Here is a 16,430-nt window from a genome sequence, read left to right as displayed (position 1 = left end):
GCTTGAAAGAAAAGGAACGCTCCTCAGATAAAATTGAGAATGAATTAATTAGATCCATATTGGCTGGTGTTTATTCTGTAGGAAGTACTTTACCGCCGGAAAGAGAGCTTGCGAAAGAATTTGGTGTTGGTCGCCCAACTATTCGGGAGGCGCTTCAACGTTTAGGAAGGAGTGGATGGATAACAGGAAGAAAAGGAATGCCAGCGATTATTAATGATTATTGGAGCAATGGGAATCTAACGACACTTATTAATATTGTTGAGAATCATCATACCATTACAGATGAATTTATTATGTATTTATTAGAATTTAGAAGTTCGTTGACTCCGACTTATATTCGTGATGCTGTTACGTTTAATCAACCTAAAGTGGTTGCTCTCCTTGCCAATCTTGAGCAGCTTGAAGATAGTGCAGAAAGCTATGCAGCATTTGATTGGTATTTGCAAAAAAGGTGTGCTGGGCTTGCTGCCAATCCAATCTTTCTACTCATTTTAAATAGCTTCGATTCCATTTATGTAGATATGGCGAAAAGATATTTTTCTGTAAAAGATCATCGTGGGTTGTCCTTCAACTATTATCACGACTTATTAAAAGCTGCATTAAAGGGAGATGCAATTGAAGCTGAAAGATTGTGTAAGACAACATTGGAGAAAAGCTTGGCTCTCTGGAAAGATAGAAAAAAATAAAGAAAGTTGGAGGCGTGATAAATGAAACTAAAATATTTTAAAGAGTATTTTTCCTATCCTGATATTTTGATCATGAGCTGTCTTTTCCTCATTAGCTTTGGATTTATGATTTTACATTTAACTTCTATCGGAATTTTGGGTGCTTTTATTTTGGGAATGATTATATATTCCTTAGCTGAGTACGCTACTCACAGGTTTATTTTTCATCTAAAGCCACCAAAGAATGCATTTTTATTAAAAATGCTTAAGCGCCTACATTATGACCACCATACAAATCCGAATGAATTACATTTATTATTTTTACCCTTATGGTATAGTGTGCCAAACATTGCAATTTCAGGAGCAATTTTTTATTTTCTTTCATCCAGCTTGGTCATGACAAACGCATTTATTGCAGGTATTATGCTCTTTTTATTATTTTATGAGTGGAAGCATTATATCGCGCATCGCCCCCTTCAACCAATATCACCATGGGGGCGATGGATGAAAAAGGTTCATTTATGGCATCACTTCAAAAATGAAGATTACTGGTATGGTGTTACGAACCCAGCCTATGATTTTCTCATGGGCACCTTTAAAGATCAAAAGGATGTTGCCCAAAGTAAAACTGCTAAAAATCTAGAAAAACGTGGTGACCAGAAAATAGAATTATAAAAAATAATCCATTGTCATCATCCTGGAAATGTCGAATGAATTTTGCAGCTTCGACATTTCTCAGGAAGTGACAGGCATTTTTTCCTATTGAGTAGTAAGCATGGTAATAGATTGCAAAGGCTCGTTTGAAAGTGTTTCTTACCGAAAAATGCATCTATTTTGTTCTCTATTTCTCTTAGCATTGCGTCATTTTTCACGAAGTGTTTCGCGGATTCTATCTACAATCAGTATCGCGTTTGCCCCAGTGATTTCTTTAGCGACTAGTTCCAGAAGAATCTTTGTATCAACAGAAAATTTCCACGTAAAGCTATGGTACCTGACAATGTTATTGCGGAGAAACTCGGAATATTCAGGCGTGAAAGCACGACGAATACAGCCTTCATCATGTATCCATCTAAAAAGTGATTTGATGCAACGAACTCGGTGTCCTAGACTAGATGGCTTTAAGTGTTCTCCTGCTTCAATTAAGTAACCCTTTAGTTTTTCTGTAGTAAATTCACTCATGTTAATGTCACCAAAATAACGTAATAAAAGATTATATTGAAAATAATATGTTTTTAAAGTCAAAGGTGAATATCCCTCAATTTTTTTATCTAATTGATACTGTTCCCAGGCCTCAGTTAATAACATTATTCTTCACGCTCCCATTCTACAAATCAATTAATCTAGATTCTATTATGTTCAAGGAGAGTCTCTTTTATACGCAAGTTATTCAACAATCGTAGAAAACAAAAAAATTACTTAACCATGAGAACACTTGAAATACAAGAAAAAGACGCCTTCTCTATAAAAGAATAGCGCCCGATAATTGAACAAGATAAATTCCAAGGTTTCCCCCATTTATGTATAACAACTTTACTTCCTTTCGAAAGTAAACGTATTTCTATATATATTGCTTTTATTATACCGTCTATCGTAGTTTTTAGGATATCGCTCTTTTACGTTTACAATTAAACAGCTTTATTATCACTGCACAGCTTGAATATAAACTAATGCGTGAAACGGCAACACCGATATTACCACAAAAGGCAGAAAAAAATAGCCCTACTTTGGCAGTGGACTTGTTGTTTAGCTATAAGCGTGCTATACGCTATTAGCTATATGCCAGGGGTATTGTATATATTGCATGTACTCAAATCATAATTTTAGATTGCAGCTGTTCCATTACAAAAAGTATTAAACTAACTAGCAAATATGCGATTTTTATATGGGAAATAAGGACAATTCTGAGACTGCATACTTAATAAAACAAGTATGTTTTTTTCTATAAATCTTTCAAAAGAAAAAAAGGCGTAATCCTTGATACATAAGGGATAAGCCTCTTTGCTTACCTCTTGCAATAGTATGTAATGGCAAATACCTATATATGATATCACAAATTAATGTTATATTTCCCCAATCAGGATGAATACCACTATCCAACCATCTGTACTTTCCATATAATTGAAATATTCTATGTGTCGAGGTGAAATCATGGATTCTTCTTCGTTTTACTCTATTGTGATCATAATTGCTGCGTTAGTCATATGGCGTAGAACTTTGGCAATGTATCGCCCTATTAAAGGAAACGGAACCCGCATTCTCTTACCCATACTATTTTTGTTACTCCCCTGCATTCACATCATCTTAAATCCAAAAGCACATGCCGCTGGCTGGGAATGGATTTGTGCAGCTATCTTTGGATTTCTTTTGTCAATTCCACTTATTTGGACTACTCACTATGAACTCCGATTCGATCAGCATATTTATGCTGTAAGAAACAAGAGCTTTATTATTACCTTTCTCATCGTACTTATTATCCGTTTTTTACTTCGTGATTATTTAAAATGGCTAGGTCCAGAAACAGAAGCAGCACTATTTATGACTGTAGCACTGGGATATATCTTACCTTGGAGAATTATCTCTTTCATCAAATTTCGTCAACTATACAAAAGTCGAATCCAAACTAACAATAACATTGACTTACAATAACACTAATTATGTGAATGGAAAGTACTTTCAGAACTTCTGAGGGGACTTTCCAGGTTTTGCAATACATTGGTTTTATGCTAACAAAAGATGCTTATTTTTTTGAAGAACTATGTTAATTTTGAGGAACAAAGGGACAGATTTACTGCCCCCTATTGTTTACTTATTTTGATTTTTTTTGGGCTCTTAATGCGATTTTTTCAAGTCCATTTTCTCCCGCAAATTCTACATCTGCTTTTGGTACAGCATTTTTATTGTTCTTCAATTGATTATTCTTATTTTTAGCCATTTTTTCACCACCCTTGTAGCCTGATTTAGTTATTCCTTCAAGGATGCCAACTATAATAAATACACTATATACAGATAGCGGAGTTGTGTTTTTTCGTCATCAGCACCCACGATTTTAGTTTGCTTTCTTTTTTGTAGCCTATTCGAATTGATTTACTTCTTTAAATAAACTGCCCCATTCGCTCAATAAGAAATTGAATACAAAGCGATTGCACCCAATGGTTTTAACAATTAATATTTTTTGTTCCTTCGTTGGATAGATACGAAATTTATATGCTTTGTTGTAGCTTTTGAATAAAGTTTGATTAAATTAATCTAATAAACCTTGATAAAAGAGCAAATAGAAAAAGCGTGCTTTGAAAAAAGATTGATCAAAACACGCTTTTTCTATATTCAATTGAATCATCCTTTTATAAAAAAGTTTGATGATTTTTGTGATCCTTGCTCAATTAAAGCGCTCGATTATTGAAGTTCGGTTTTAGACTAATCCACTTCACATATTTACTTTATGAAGCTTCAAGATGAAGACTGCTGCCACGATAAGAAGGGACACCGTCAGAAAAGTAACTGCGAACGCGCTTTGCCCACTTGCGTACAAAGCTGCGGAAGCAACAATGAACACAACCAGCTTAAGCGTAGTTCGTATGGGGAAGGAGAAGATGGGGAGCGACGCCTTCGGGGAGAGAAACATACCCCATAGAGTGGCTATGACTAGTGGCGTGGCAACCGCGAGTATAATTTTGACCGCTGCCCCTGTCTTGATATGATAACCCCAGTAACTGAACGCAGCCATTGCACCAAGCTCCAGTAGAAAGAATCCGGTGAGGACGCTAACACCTATCCATTTTATTTCCATCCGACTCTTCCTCCCAATAAAAAGAATTAAGAAACTAATGTTAATTCTTTTTATATACAATATGTTTCGGTCATATTCTAAAATTCTGCCCTTTAACTTAATAACAATTATTTCAAAATCCCGTGATTTGAGCAATCGCCTTATTCCAGAAAATGGCCCTTTAGTTGAGTAACTTTATAACACATAAAAAGAATCAATTAAAAAAGGATTAATCAAAGTGGATTCCTCTACAACAGATTAAGATATAATTTTCATATAAATATTTGCTTAAAACCTGTGTAGAAGTCTTGTTTTTATGTTTTTAATCGTGGACTTGCATACTTAAAAAATAAATACCCCTATTCGTTTTAAACATATATTCTTCATAACAGCATGCATAATAATCTTCTGTTTCTAATTTAACCCAATAAACTTCTTCTAGTTCTTGTTTGAATTCATTTAATAACTGTTCTATTATATATTCCTTCGATGTCAATCCATGTAAATCCATGTAAATCATATCCATGTGGTATTGTACCAAACCAAGATGCTTCCCCATCAGGGTATTGACAAATAAGGGAATCTTTTTCCAAATCTTTCAACTGTATGAGTTCTATTGTGTCATTATTAGTAGCGTGTGTAGCCATTTTTGCAAGCTTATATATACTTTCCCGCTTATTTTCTGATAAAAGAGTAAGCTCATAATAATTACTCACATGTATTCCTGCATTAACTTTAGCAAAATCGTTTTAAATTTCATTTATTAATTTCATATTTAAATCCCCTTAAATTTAAAGATTCTTCAGCTAAATGTTAGCATATAGTTTTGATAGCTAGTCAGACTTTCATGTTAGTGCAATAAGAAAAAACAAAGTGTAGATAATTCCGATTCCTCTTTTTATAAACGGGCATACTTTTTTCAAAACAGTACGTCTTTGCTTCAAACCAAAACTAAATAACCATTGCTAGGTTTACCGTTTCCAATGTACAAAATTATACTATTTAAAATTTCTTCACACTCTGATGTATCCTGAGAAACTTTCTGTTTTGTCAGCAATCCCCCTCTTCCTCTTTCTTGTTAGGATAAACATCAAGTCCAATTTCTTGAACAAAACTAATCGTCATTTGGTGTATCTATTGCTTTGTTAAGTTGATAGCTGTATTACAGTAATATGTATAATTCAATTAGTAAATCTATACTGAAATAAAAATATAATAAATTTAGTTGTATTAATTAATATTATGACTCTACATGTTAATTATAAAGATGGTGTAGATATGAGATTAACAAGTGAATGTGTAGAGCCTAACACTTGAGATATTGAACTTGCAATTATGTGAGTTAATTCCTGAGAGGAGAACTTATAACATGACATTGACAGATTTCCTTTATCAATGGTTTTAAATAGTAGAAAAATCGTTAATAAATCTAGCTGAATACGAAGATCTCTTTATTAAACTAAAATTTTCATATCAAACCATATGATATGAAAAGAGCAATGATTTTTGTATGTTTTATACACACTGTACATATACACTTTATATATAGGTTTTACATATAAGGTGTATAGAAATGAAATGTGTTAAATATGTTGATATGAAATCGATATATCAGCCACAAAACCTTTATTTTAAGGGAGTGATATATACAGTTTGTATATACAGCTTATATATAAAGTTTATAAATAGAGCGTATGGATGATTTGTGAAGTGTTTTAACATGAAATGTTTGTAATTTGATATTTTTTATAAAGGATTATTCAAAAGAATGTCAAATTAAATATTAAATTTATAGTTTTATAGAAGGTGTTGTTAATTACATGCAACCTGAAATTGATATATATTATATACAGCGTTCATGTACGCTGTATAAATTCATGTTTATATATCAACATTTTAACTAACTTTAATACTTATACGCTTTATATGTAAGTTCTATATATAATCACTTGATATACGTCTTATATTAATGTAATATATTTGTAGGAATAATTAACCAACGTTTTAAGGGGGAGGCAACTTGAACGAGGTATTGAGCGAAAAGTATAAAGTAATTAAATTTCCTGATGAAGTTGTGAACATGTTTGCAGACATTCTTGAAGAGGACGAAATACTTTATAATGTATTTCATTACATAGGATCTGAGGTAAATAAACAATACCAAGAGACGAAATATATGAGAGGCATCTCAATAAATGAAATAGTAGGTAATGTTGTAATTGATAGGAGAGTTAAGAAATTAAAGGGAAAATCATACTCATTAGAGGTTGAACGAACCAATATATCAAGAAGATCTGCTGAAGTAAGTGTTAGTACATTATCTTCAATGTCATTAATAACTGAAAAAATTATGCACCCTTATAAATTTTTAATCTCAACAATTAGAGGGCAGCAGGTGTTAATTGAACTTGGAAAACGTAAAGAAACGAATAGATAAGAAAAAGGAGAGATAAAATAATGGCGAAGAACTTTCTTAAAAACGAAGTAGCAGTAAAAATGACAATGGTTGGTTTTGGTCAGGCTGGAACTAGAATGGTAGATAAATTTGCTGAATATAAGCATACGGATGGAACATCTGTGTACAACTGTCTTGCCCTAAATAGTAACGATGGTGATTTAGCCGAATTAAAAAACGTACCAACAAGTAACCAAGTATCACTAAAATTAGGGGGACTAGGGAAGAATCCAGAACGTGCTGTAAAAGTACTAGAATCAAATGATGAAGCGAAAGAAAAGTTAAAAGAATTCATCACAGAGCGTGTAAGACCAACAGATGAATTGGTACTATTTTTTGCTGGTTTAGGCGGTGGAACAGGTACTTCTACAATCATTAAAGCAATTGAAGAATTCTCGGCTTTTCATAATAAACCTATAATCGCTGAAGAACTTAAAAGTATGGCAATGAAAATTCCTAGAGAGGAATTAATAGCAAATCAACAAAAGTATGCAAAAATTGCATTCAATAATGCAATTGAGCGTAAAGATTTTATTAAAATGGGTATTGTTGTGACACTCCCTGTAAGAGCCGATGGCCCTGATGTACTAAGACAAGTAAATAAATTCTCTCAAGAGATTTGGAAGTTAGCAAATGACCCAGCAAAAGGTGTTGCATTCGTTGTTTTCGCAGATAACCAACATTTCTATGATGAATTTAAGGGATTAAACGAAAATGAGAAAAAAGGTATTGCTAATTCACGAGACTATGCGAATCAGCGCATTGGTGAAATCATCCATGAATTAAATACAGCTTCTAATGGCGCAGGAACATCTGTTATTTTAGATTCACAGGACTTTAAACGTATTTTATTAGAGAAAACTGGTTGTCTAGTTATTAATAAAATTTCTCGCAATATGAATCAAATTGAAAATAGTAAAGAAATAGTAGATATGTTCTCAGAATCGTTGAAAGGAAGCTCTTTCCACCATCCTATAGAATTAGTGAAAAAGAACGATGATGGTGAGTTGGAGGCTTCTAAGGTGCATCATTTTGGAATGCTTGCAATTCTAGACGAACAAAAGAATATTGATGATTCATTTATGGATGATGCAAAAGTAGAAGTTACGAATACATTACCAATCAACGGTACGGTATTTAATGGGTATTTAATTAGTAAAAATGATTTTATGGGCAGTGTGTATACGTTCTATAAAACTGATGCATTACCGTCCCGTTTGTCTAAGGGTTTAGTTGAAGAATTCAATGAATTTAAAGAGAAGCAAAATCAAATTCAGTTTAAAAAATCTCAAATTAGTACAATTGAAATGCAAGATCAAGACGATGATTTCAGTATTAATTTTGGTGATTACATCGATATGGGAACTAGTAATGAGGAATCATCAGCAGATGCTGAGAATGATGAAGAATTAGCTGCATTTATGGATCCAGACAAAATGTTTGGTACATCAAAATAATAAAAAAGAGGCCTGGGAATATCCCGGGCCTCTTTTTTATTCGGATGTCATAATAGATTTCATATACTCTATCATATTTTCGTTTAAATAATTCTCTATAAATAGGTGTTTTTTTGCTAAATCTTCCTCTTTTTTAAACCAACCAACTTTTTTCATACGCTCTTCCTCAGGTTTTTCATTCCAGAGTTTTTCAGCTTGTCTTCTTAATTCTTTACGAGCTCTATGTTCAATTATTATGTTATCCAGTCTTTCTTGTCTTTGGCGTTCTTTCATAGCAATTGGATCTTCAGGCTGAGGTAATGCTTTTAATACATTTTCAAATTTCTCTTGAAATTGTATTTCGATGTTTTGTAAATGTGCTTGAACCTTTTGTTCCACCAATTTCTCGATTGTCTCAGCTGCGTCCTGAAAATCAAATTGAGATAATATTTCGTTAGAGTGGTTTTCAGGAGATACTGGCCTTAGTTCGAATTGATGCGGTAAAAGTTCGATTATGGCATCTAAAGACCACTTTTCATCCCTTTTCTGCTTTATGAAAAGTGCTATATTTAAATCTAATGAATTATATAGCTTTTCATTTGTATTATTGGTTCTAAGAGTCCCGTGCAATCCCTTCTCTTCTAACGTATTAAACCAATTATAAACAGTATTATGGTGTCTACCTACTAACTTAGAAAACTCTGTTATTCGCCAGGCCTTTTCAAAAGCGTCTTCGTGTAATGAGTTCTCATCATCTACCATGGTTTGTTCTGAGTGATTTTCCTGCTTAATCATAGTATTACCTCCTTAGCAGTATGTAATTTCGCTGATAAATGACATTAACATGAAATGCGAGATTGATATGTTAAGTGTTTTTCGACGGTACTAATAGGAATCCCTTTCTTATCTGGAATTAACATGAAAGATAACATTAACATGTTATACTCAAAGTGTTAACAGAACATTAACAAAGTGTTATCTATCCTCACCAAATGTCGATGTTTTGTTAACTGGGATTTGAAATGCATCAATGTTATATAGGATTAATGAGGTACCTTTGTCACCCATATCCTTATAAATGGTTGCTATGAGATTGACAGTTTTATTCACATAACATTAATGATAAGTAAATATAACCGATTTGTAAATAAATTATGAGGATATAGCATTAAACTTTCAAAAAAATAGGTATAAATATGATTAAAAGGGTCCATATTATTAATAATTGTAGTATGAGCCTTTTCCATAGATAACACTTGAGGATATATAACAGATACCTGTTTGACTAATAGAGTGTAGTATCTCTTTTTAACTGATTCCAAGACTAGTAAAGTAATTTTAGATAACAACTATTATAGGTTCATATAAGCGTTAAATTCTAATAGTTAGTCGAGTTATTGGCTATTAGTAGTTTGAAACACTACAAGGTCCCATTCGCTTTGTTGTTGGATAGCTGTAATGCTTAATTTCTAAGTGTTTGCGATAAAGAAAAAAGTTTTTATAGAAGGATCTATTCAGTCCCTAATTATAAGCAATAAAGACTGATGTGAATCTTGGTTTATTAACGCTTTTATTAATAGGGACATATACCTATTGCTGTTTTGTCAATGTCTTGTTATCACAATAATCAAGAATAGTTGATATGAGATTAACAATCTTATCATTCTGAGGATTAACATGTTAATGTTTATTGATATGTTAATCTCATTAATGATGAGTATTTCAATCCAATTATGTGCAATGTCAATCTCATGTTAATACTTACAGAAAGGATTTCTACATTTAAAATAACGATCCTTTAATTATTCGCCCAAGAGTAGATTTGAAACCTCTAAGCCGTATATTACAAAGTAATTTTACTCATGTTAATATTATTTTATTGATTGAATTAACTATAATGAGCGCTGCTTTGTTTGATAGTCTATATTTCTTAGTGATTTTTCTACTTGAAACTTCTAGTAATTTATAAAGCGCAATTCTTAACTAGTGTGGATTTTCTCAATTCAATTTTCGTCCTAATAAAGCCATAGTTTTTATTGATGTTTTGTTAATGTCTTATTTTCATTACTGCTAAGTATAGTCAACATGAGATTAACATTCTTATTCTTTTGTCAGCTAACATGTTAATGCCTATCGATATGTCAATCTCAATCCTGTTATGTATTTCGATCCTGCTTCGCGAAATGTCAATCTCATATCAATACTCTGCGAGAAGAATATATTTGTAAGAAGTATTAAATCTTTAATTGTATATCCAATAGTGGATTAGAGATCTCTAAGTTACATGTTACAAAAAACTATATATATTAATTATATTACTTTATTAAATATGGTCCGATATAATGGATGTAATTTTGCTTTACAGTCTATATGTTCTATTAACCTTCTGTTCGAAATACTTTATTAAAATATGGAGAAACATTCTTTATATTTTAATAGGGAATCATTATATTTATTAATGTTTTTAACCTCTATAAATTTTTATATTTCAATTCTGTTCTAATAAACCTATGGTTTATCCATGTAGTATTAGTTTCTTGTTATCCTTAGTATCAAGGGGGTGACATGAAGTTAACATTTTTACTTTTTTGAAGGTTAACATGTTAATGTCTGTTGATATGTTAATCTCAGTTCAGGTTTGCACTTTGATACTTTTTCACGAAATGTCAATCTCATGTCGACATCCTTCAAGGAGAATGTCTTTGTAAGAAGTACAAATTCTTCAATATTTATGCCGATTGCGCATTTTTTTAGAGTAACAGTATCAGTATGTCCAAGATTTAGAGATTACTTACATGTATTTTGAATTTTTTGCACCTGAACCGTTTATATTTTTTGTAGGATTTTTTGCTTTTTTGTCGAATACACTTAATGCAAGGAGGGACATTACATGATTATTAAAGACTATTTCATCAATCTATCTATTTTTTCTTTATTAGTTAGCGCAGCAATATATATTCAAGTGTTTACGATTCATTCCAGGCGATATTTTGAAAAATTCTATGGGGGGATCATCGCAGTTACTTTGATGTTCTTTTCTTTTCCGTACATGGGATTTTCCTACGATCTTCGAGTTGTTCCTCTTATTCTATCTTTTATTTACTTTGGTCGCATTGCTGGTTGGATTACGTTAATTAGCATTATTATAATGCGCATCTTTTACATTGGAGGGTATTGGGAACCTCCTGTGATTGCTTATTTAGGTATGGGTATCTTATTTGCTACTTTTAAAACATATTTTAAAAACCTTCATCCTTTTAAAAGTGCATCTTTATATTTTTCTGTTTTTTTCGGAATAAAATGGTTAGTTGGTGTATTCTTTAATAATACATTACTTTACACTGGAGGCTTATTATATATAGCTTTAGGACTTTTAATTGGACTATTTCTTATGGAAGCCTACCAGAGATTGTATTATTTAACACAGGACTTATCTAAAATGAATCGGGAATTAAAAAAAACGAAGCAAGAACTCAAAGATACCGTACATGAGCTTCAAGGGGGTATCTTTAAATTTAAAAAAGTGGATAAACATTTTATACACACTTTGTGTGATGGGCAGTTTTATTATCAAAACGGAATTTATTCTGAACGGGTGGTAGGAAAAAGTTTACGTACTATTGATGCTTCTATTATTCCTCCCCATTTAGTTCCACAATTAATGAAGTATTATCTTCAGGCGTGGGAAGGGAAAGAAATTATATTTGAATTACCCTGGCCGAATGATAAAACTATTATTCTTATTGCGCTTAGGCCGATTAAACGAAATGGACAAGTTATTGAAGTTGTTGGTTCTACAGTCGATATAACCGAAAGGAAAAAGGTAGAATCAGAATTAAGAGCTACCAAAGAATTACTGGAATCATTTATCAAGCATAATGTAGATGCTATTACCATATCTGATCGAGAAGGGCATATTTTACAAGCCAATAAAGCTTATGAAAATATATTTGGGTGGTCATCACACGAAATCATAGGTAAGAGATTACCTTGTGTACCAGATTTCTTAATGGATGAATCACTCATTAATATTCAGAAAATTCTAACAAGGGAATCAATAGTTACTAGATTAGAAACTGTTAGACAACGTAGCGATGGAAGTCTTCTTGATGTCAGTCTGACGGTTTCTCCTATACTAGATGTAAGAGGAAATGTGATAGCTTTATCAGCAATATGTAGAGACATCTCTGAAAGAAAACAAGCAGAAAGAGAACGGCATCGATTACACCAACAATTAAGAGATAGTGAAATGAAGTACCGTGCACTAATCGAACAAGCAACTGACGCAGTATATGTAGTAGAGCTGAATGAGGATCGTGTTCCAAGTCGATTTATTGAAGTAAACCCTGTTGGTTGTAAAAGATTTGGATATAGTAGAGAAGAACTGCTCTCGTTACCGTTTCCAAATGCTGTACCACAAGATTCACCAATGATTGTAAGGTTGTTAGAAAAAATTAGAGAGGGACAAACTTCCTTCACTTTGCAAGATGAATATGCTTTTCCAACAGGAAAAATAATAACAACTGAGTTTGGTGTCCGTATTTTTAACTTAAATGGTAAAGAAGTTTTCCTAAGTATTTCTCGTGATATCACTGAACGGCTAAAGACAGAAGAATTACTACGAAAATCTGAAAAACTTGCTGTCGTAGGACAATTAGCGACCGCAATGGCACATGAAATTAATAATCCATTAACCGCAATGAAAGGGTTTATGCAATTACTAAAATCAACGGAAAATGAGAATAATCAGTGTTATATAAATATAGTATCATCAGAGATTGAGCGTATAGAAAGTATTACAAATGAATTTATGGCGGTAGCTAAACCACAGGTGGTAAAGATACAACCCAATGATATTAGTGTGCTAATGGATCAAGTTTTGATGCTACTGCAACCTCAAGCAATGATGAATAATATACAAATTCGCATCGATTTTACAACTGGTATTCCTTTGATTCCATGTGAAGGAAATCAATTAAAACAAGTGTTTGTGAATATTTTAAAAAATGCAATTGAATCCATGCCAACGGGAGGGGAAATTCTGATTCAAATTGATAAACTTGAAAATGATCAAATAAGCATTCGTTTTATCGATCAAGGGTGCGGGATTCCAAAAGAACGTATACCATATCTCGGAGAACCTTTTTATAGTATTAAGGAAGAGGGGATTGGCTTAGGGTTAATGATCTGTTATAAAATTATCGAAACACATCAGGGAAAGGTATTTATTGAGAGTGAAGTGAATAAGGGAACTATAGTTGAAGTCACTCTCCCTATTTGTACATTTCAAAATTAATACATTCTTTTACTGAAATTTTATAAGAAATCATAGAATGGAATTGTGAATAAACATGAGTAATGAGCAACAAAGGATTTCTGCTATGGTAAACACTTTAGAAGATTATCGAGTTAAGGACATATCTAATAACTAAATTTATTTTTAGTGAGCAGTTAGCTTTTGCTAGCTGCTTTTTTGTATATATTGTAATCGATTGTTCATTTTACTGCTTTTTTGATGTTTCATATACAGATTATATAGCCTTACAAAGCTTTGTAAGTGTTTTGTAATATTTACGAGAGACTTTTTTAACAGTTATGAGAGAGAAATGAAAGATTTGTTATATATGATGAAATTAATCTTACTAGTAGGTGTTCTAACTCACCTAGAAACCAAGGAGGAAAAATAACAATGAAAAAATTGAAGCCAGCACTTAGTGTATTAGGTAGTGTATCGATGGCACTGACTTTAGCATCTCCTGCTTTAGCAGATGTAAAACAGCCGAATCCAGGAAGTACAGTTGAAATATTCAAAGAGAATGCAAATGCAAAAAAAGAAGATAAGAATTTCACGCTCGGATCTGATGGGGAAATAGGTTCGCTCATTACACAAAACATTGAAATGACAAACAACGATTGGGACAAAGATGGTATTTCTAACGACCTAGAGATTAATGGATATAAAATTGAATTCAATTCACAAACTGGGAAAAATGAAGCGAAAGCATGGGATCCCGAGAAGGATAAAGGGAAACCAAAATTTATATCGAATCCTATGAATGCAAATACGGATGGTGATCCTTTTACTGATATGTATGAGGTTGAGAATTATAATAATGATTCTGATACTAATTTCAATCCGATAGTTGCCAATATGCCAAATTTACAAATTGGTGTCAAACGAATTGAAGTGATTCCTATTGCAACCATTACGGATAATAATGGCGGATCTGTTAGCAGAGGATGGGAAAAAAGCGTATCTACACAACATTCATTTAATGTAGGTCTAAGTGGCTCAGGTGGTGTAGAAGGCTCAGCAGCCGGTCCTGTTCCTTCCGGAAGTGTTTCAGCAAACGTGGGATACGGATATTCAAAAACAACTACTGAAACGGAGAGTTATACAAATAATTTTGATTGGTCTACCGCAACAACTGTGGATACAGCGAACGCAGCAAAATTACGGGTACATTTGGAATATAAGAATGTAGGCACAGCATCCGCTGAAAATGTTTCGCCTCATTTTAATATTCGTTTAGGAAACAAAATTATTAATACTGTAAAGGCAACACAAGATCGTTATAAGGCAAACTATTTAAGTACAGAAAAAGGTGGACGGAATAAAACAGAAGTAGTAATTGACAGTTTAGAGGGACAAGCAGATGCGAATATTGTCTTATCATTGGATGAATTGAAAGCTGTTGAACAAGGGGAACTTCTTTCGATTGAAGTTTTACCTACAAGTACAATGGATTTATCCATCGAAAAAGGTGAAGAAGTAATGCATTTAGGAGATTCAGGGAGATATGAATCTAGAGTAAATGCAGCTACAGAACAATTAGAAACAGATATAGGAAATATACCAAAGTTTAGGATGTATACTCCTAAAGATAAATCCTTTGCTGATAAGCCAGTCTTATCCTATAACGAAGTTTTTCAGCATATTAATATAGATACGAATAAAGTAAAACATATTGTAAACAAGGCTAAAAGTAATAATCAAGTATCAGTGGTCTCAGATAATAATGGAACTGATGCATTGAACGCTTTAAAAACGGGGCAGGGGGATCGCAGTTATTTACATAAAGACTCTGTACACGGTGCTTTTGCAAAACTACAGCAACCAACATTAGTAGAGGGTAGTTATGATCCTGTTACGCAAAAGATTCGGGCATCAATCTTACCTGGTTTATTTGGTGTGAGCAAAGAAATCCCTACTACTTATAGCAAGAAATGGAATGCTCCTTCACAAACAGTAACACTAGTTAAACGTGAGAATGGATATACATATGAGTCTAGAGAAAATATACACCCTATTAAATCTGAAATTGCAGCGCACAGAAAAGTTACATTTGAAATTAATGACGCACACAATCTAACGCCTACACAAAAGATTGATGCAGAGATTAAAGCTAATAAAGAATTCGAAGATTATGTAGTAGATAATTCAGGTGAATTTGTTACAGAAGGAGTTCCTTATACTGTAGCTTCATATGGAAATACAGCTTATTGGGGAAGTCATCACGCAGGGAATAAATGGGAGTATCTTTGGGCTGAGAAATCTAATGATGAAAAAGTGAATGTAATTATTGAAAGAGTAGGTCAACCTAAACCTGGAAAACCAATTAAAAAGGATGAAGAGGTATTAATTAAATTCCAAAGTCCTATTTATTCAGATTATGCATATTTAAAACTTCAAGATAGTTATATCCATTTAGATCAAAAACAGAACGCAAGTACTTTTAAATTTAATCATGCATATCCAAAGAACTTCACTGGATACCATAAGCAATGGAACATACTATCTAATGGTAACAAGTTAAAGGTAGAATATTTAATCGATTATATGAAATATGGTAATGGAGAGAATGGAACTGATACTATAGCATGGAATCTATCAAGAGCTCAATAATAGGTAACAGTTCTGTTGCTAAGTTTGAAAAAAGAACCGGTAATGAACTGAATTCGAAAAGTTAGATACAAAAATTTAGGCTACTAATAGGGAATGAGTTCGATATGGAATGAGGGCACTGAAAAACTCCATTTAGTTCCACTTGGCGAGATATTCGACGATTGAATCGTCGAATATCTCGCCTTTTTAATTTATAATAGAG

11 protein-coding genes and 2 pseudogenes are annotated in these 16,430 nt (G+C 32.7%); 7 read left to right on the top strand and 6 right to left on the bottom strand.

All coding sequences use genetic code 11. The annotated features are described in order from the left end of the window. Positions 1-2: 2 nt before the first annotated feature. Both MR065_RS22085 and MR065_RS22080 read left to right on the top strand, forming a co-directional pair. Positions 3-686: a GntR family transcriptional regulator gene (locus MR065_RS22085; protein ID WP_215582972.1), complete on the top strand. Its 684-nt coding sequence runs from the start codon at positions 3-5 to the stop codon at positions 684-686. 21 nt (positions 687-707) lie between these two features. Beyond that, positions 708-1,340 (top strand): sterol desaturase family protein, encoded by a 633-nt coding sequence (locus tag MR065_RS22080; protein ID WP_242215073.1) that lies wholly within the window; start codon positions 708-710, stop codon positions 1,338-1,340. Between the two features lie 186 nt (positions 1,341-1,526). On the opposite strand, the gene MR065_RS22075 is transcribed toward MR065_RS22080, so the two are convergent. Then, positions 1,527-1,970 (bottom strand): site-specific integrase, encoded by a 444-nt coding sequence (locus MR065_RS22075; protein WP_242215072.1) that lies wholly within the window; start codon positions 1,968-1,970, stop codon positions 1,527-1,529. Positions 1,971-2,813: 843 nt separating this feature from the next. On the opposite strand from MR065_RS22075, the gene MR065_RS22070 reads away from it, so the two are divergent. Then, entirely contained in the window at positions 2,814-3,311 is a 498-nt protein-coding gene (locus tag MR065_RS22070) for a CcdC protein domain-containing protein (RefSeq protein WP_242215071.1), read from the top strand. Between the two features lie 160 nt (positions 3,312-3,471). Here MR065_RS22070 and MR065_RS27510 read toward each other — a convergent pair whose 3' ends face one another. The 4 genes and pseudogenes from MR065_RS27510 to MR065_RS22055 form a co-directional block, all read right to left on the bottom strand. Continuing rightward, positions 3,472-3,597, bottom strand: coding sequence for a hypothetical protein (locus tag MR065_RS27510; RefSeq protein WP_001107285.1), 126 nt, complete (start codon positions 3,595-3,597; stop codon positions 3,472-3,474). A 147-nt stretch (positions 3,598-3,744) separates the two neighbouring features. Next, positions 3,745-3,879: pseudogene (locus MR065_RS22065) on the bottom strand (helix-turn-helix domain-containing protein); the annotation flags it as partial. A gap of 210 nt (positions 3,880-4,089) precedes the next feature. After that, positions 4,090-4,452, bottom strand: a complete 363-nt coding sequence (locus MR065_RS22060) for a YrdB family protein (RefSeq protein WP_002144369.1) — start codon at positions 4,450-4,452, stop codon at positions 4,090-4,092. A gap of 301 nt (positions 4,453-4,753) precedes the next feature. Continuing rightward, positions 4,754-5,153 (bottom strand): annotated as a pseudogene (locus MR065_RS22055) (hypothetical protein). Between the two features lie 1,298 nt (positions 5,154-6,451). On the opposite strand from MR065_RS22055, the gene MR065_RS22050 reads away from it, so the two are divergent. Both MR065_RS22050 and MR065_RS22045 read left to right on the top strand, forming a co-directional pair. Next, positions 6,452-6,868 carry a hypothetical protein gene (locus MR065_RS22050; protein WP_002150988.1) on the top strand — a complete coding sequence of 139 codons (417 nt, stop codon included), beginning with the start codon at positions 6,452-6,454 and terminating at the stop codon, positions 6,866-6,868. A gap of 20 nt (positions 6,869-6,888) precedes the next feature. Then, positions 6,889-8,343, top strand: a complete 1,455-nt coding sequence (locus tag MR065_RS22045) for an FtsZ/tubulin family protein (RefSeq protein ID WP_242215070.1) — start codon at positions 6,889-6,891, stop codon at positions 8,341-8,343. 36 nt (positions 8,344-8,379) lie between these two features. Here MR065_RS22045 and MR065_RS22040 read toward each other — a convergent pair whose 3' ends face one another. Next, entirely contained in the window at positions 8,380-9,117 is a 738-nt protein-coding gene (locus MR065_RS22040) for a terminase gpP N-terminus-related DNA-binding protein (RefSeq protein WP_002150985.1), read from the bottom strand. 2,095 nt (positions 9,118-11,212) lie between these two features. Between MR065_RS22040 and MR065_RS22035 the strand changes: the two genes are divergently transcribed. Both MR065_RS22035 and MR065_RS22030 read left to right on the top strand, forming a co-directional pair. Further along, positions 11,213-13,618 (top strand): PAS domain S-box protein, encoded by a 2,406-nt coding sequence (locus MR065_RS22035; protein WP_242215069.1) that lies wholly within the window; start codon positions 11,213-11,215, stop codon positions 13,616-13,618. Between the two features lie 393 nt (positions 13,619-14,011). Continuing rightward, the gene (locus tag MR065_RS22030; RefSeq protein WP_242215068.1) at positions 14,012-16,228 is read left to right on the top strand and encodes a binary toxin-like calcium binding domain-containing protein; all 2,217 of its coding nucleotides are present in this window, start codon (positions 14,012-14,014) and stop codon (positions 16,226-16,228) included. The last annotated feature ends 202 nt before the right edge of the window (positions 16,229-16,430 follow it).

It is taken from the genome of Bacillus cereus group sp. BfR-BA-01383, assembly GCF_022663495.1.
GTDB lineage: Bacteria > Bacillota > Bacilli > Bacillales > Bacillaceae_G > Bacillus_A > Bacillus_A cereus_AU.
This window is presented reverse-complemented; position numbering and strand designations above follow the sequence as displayed.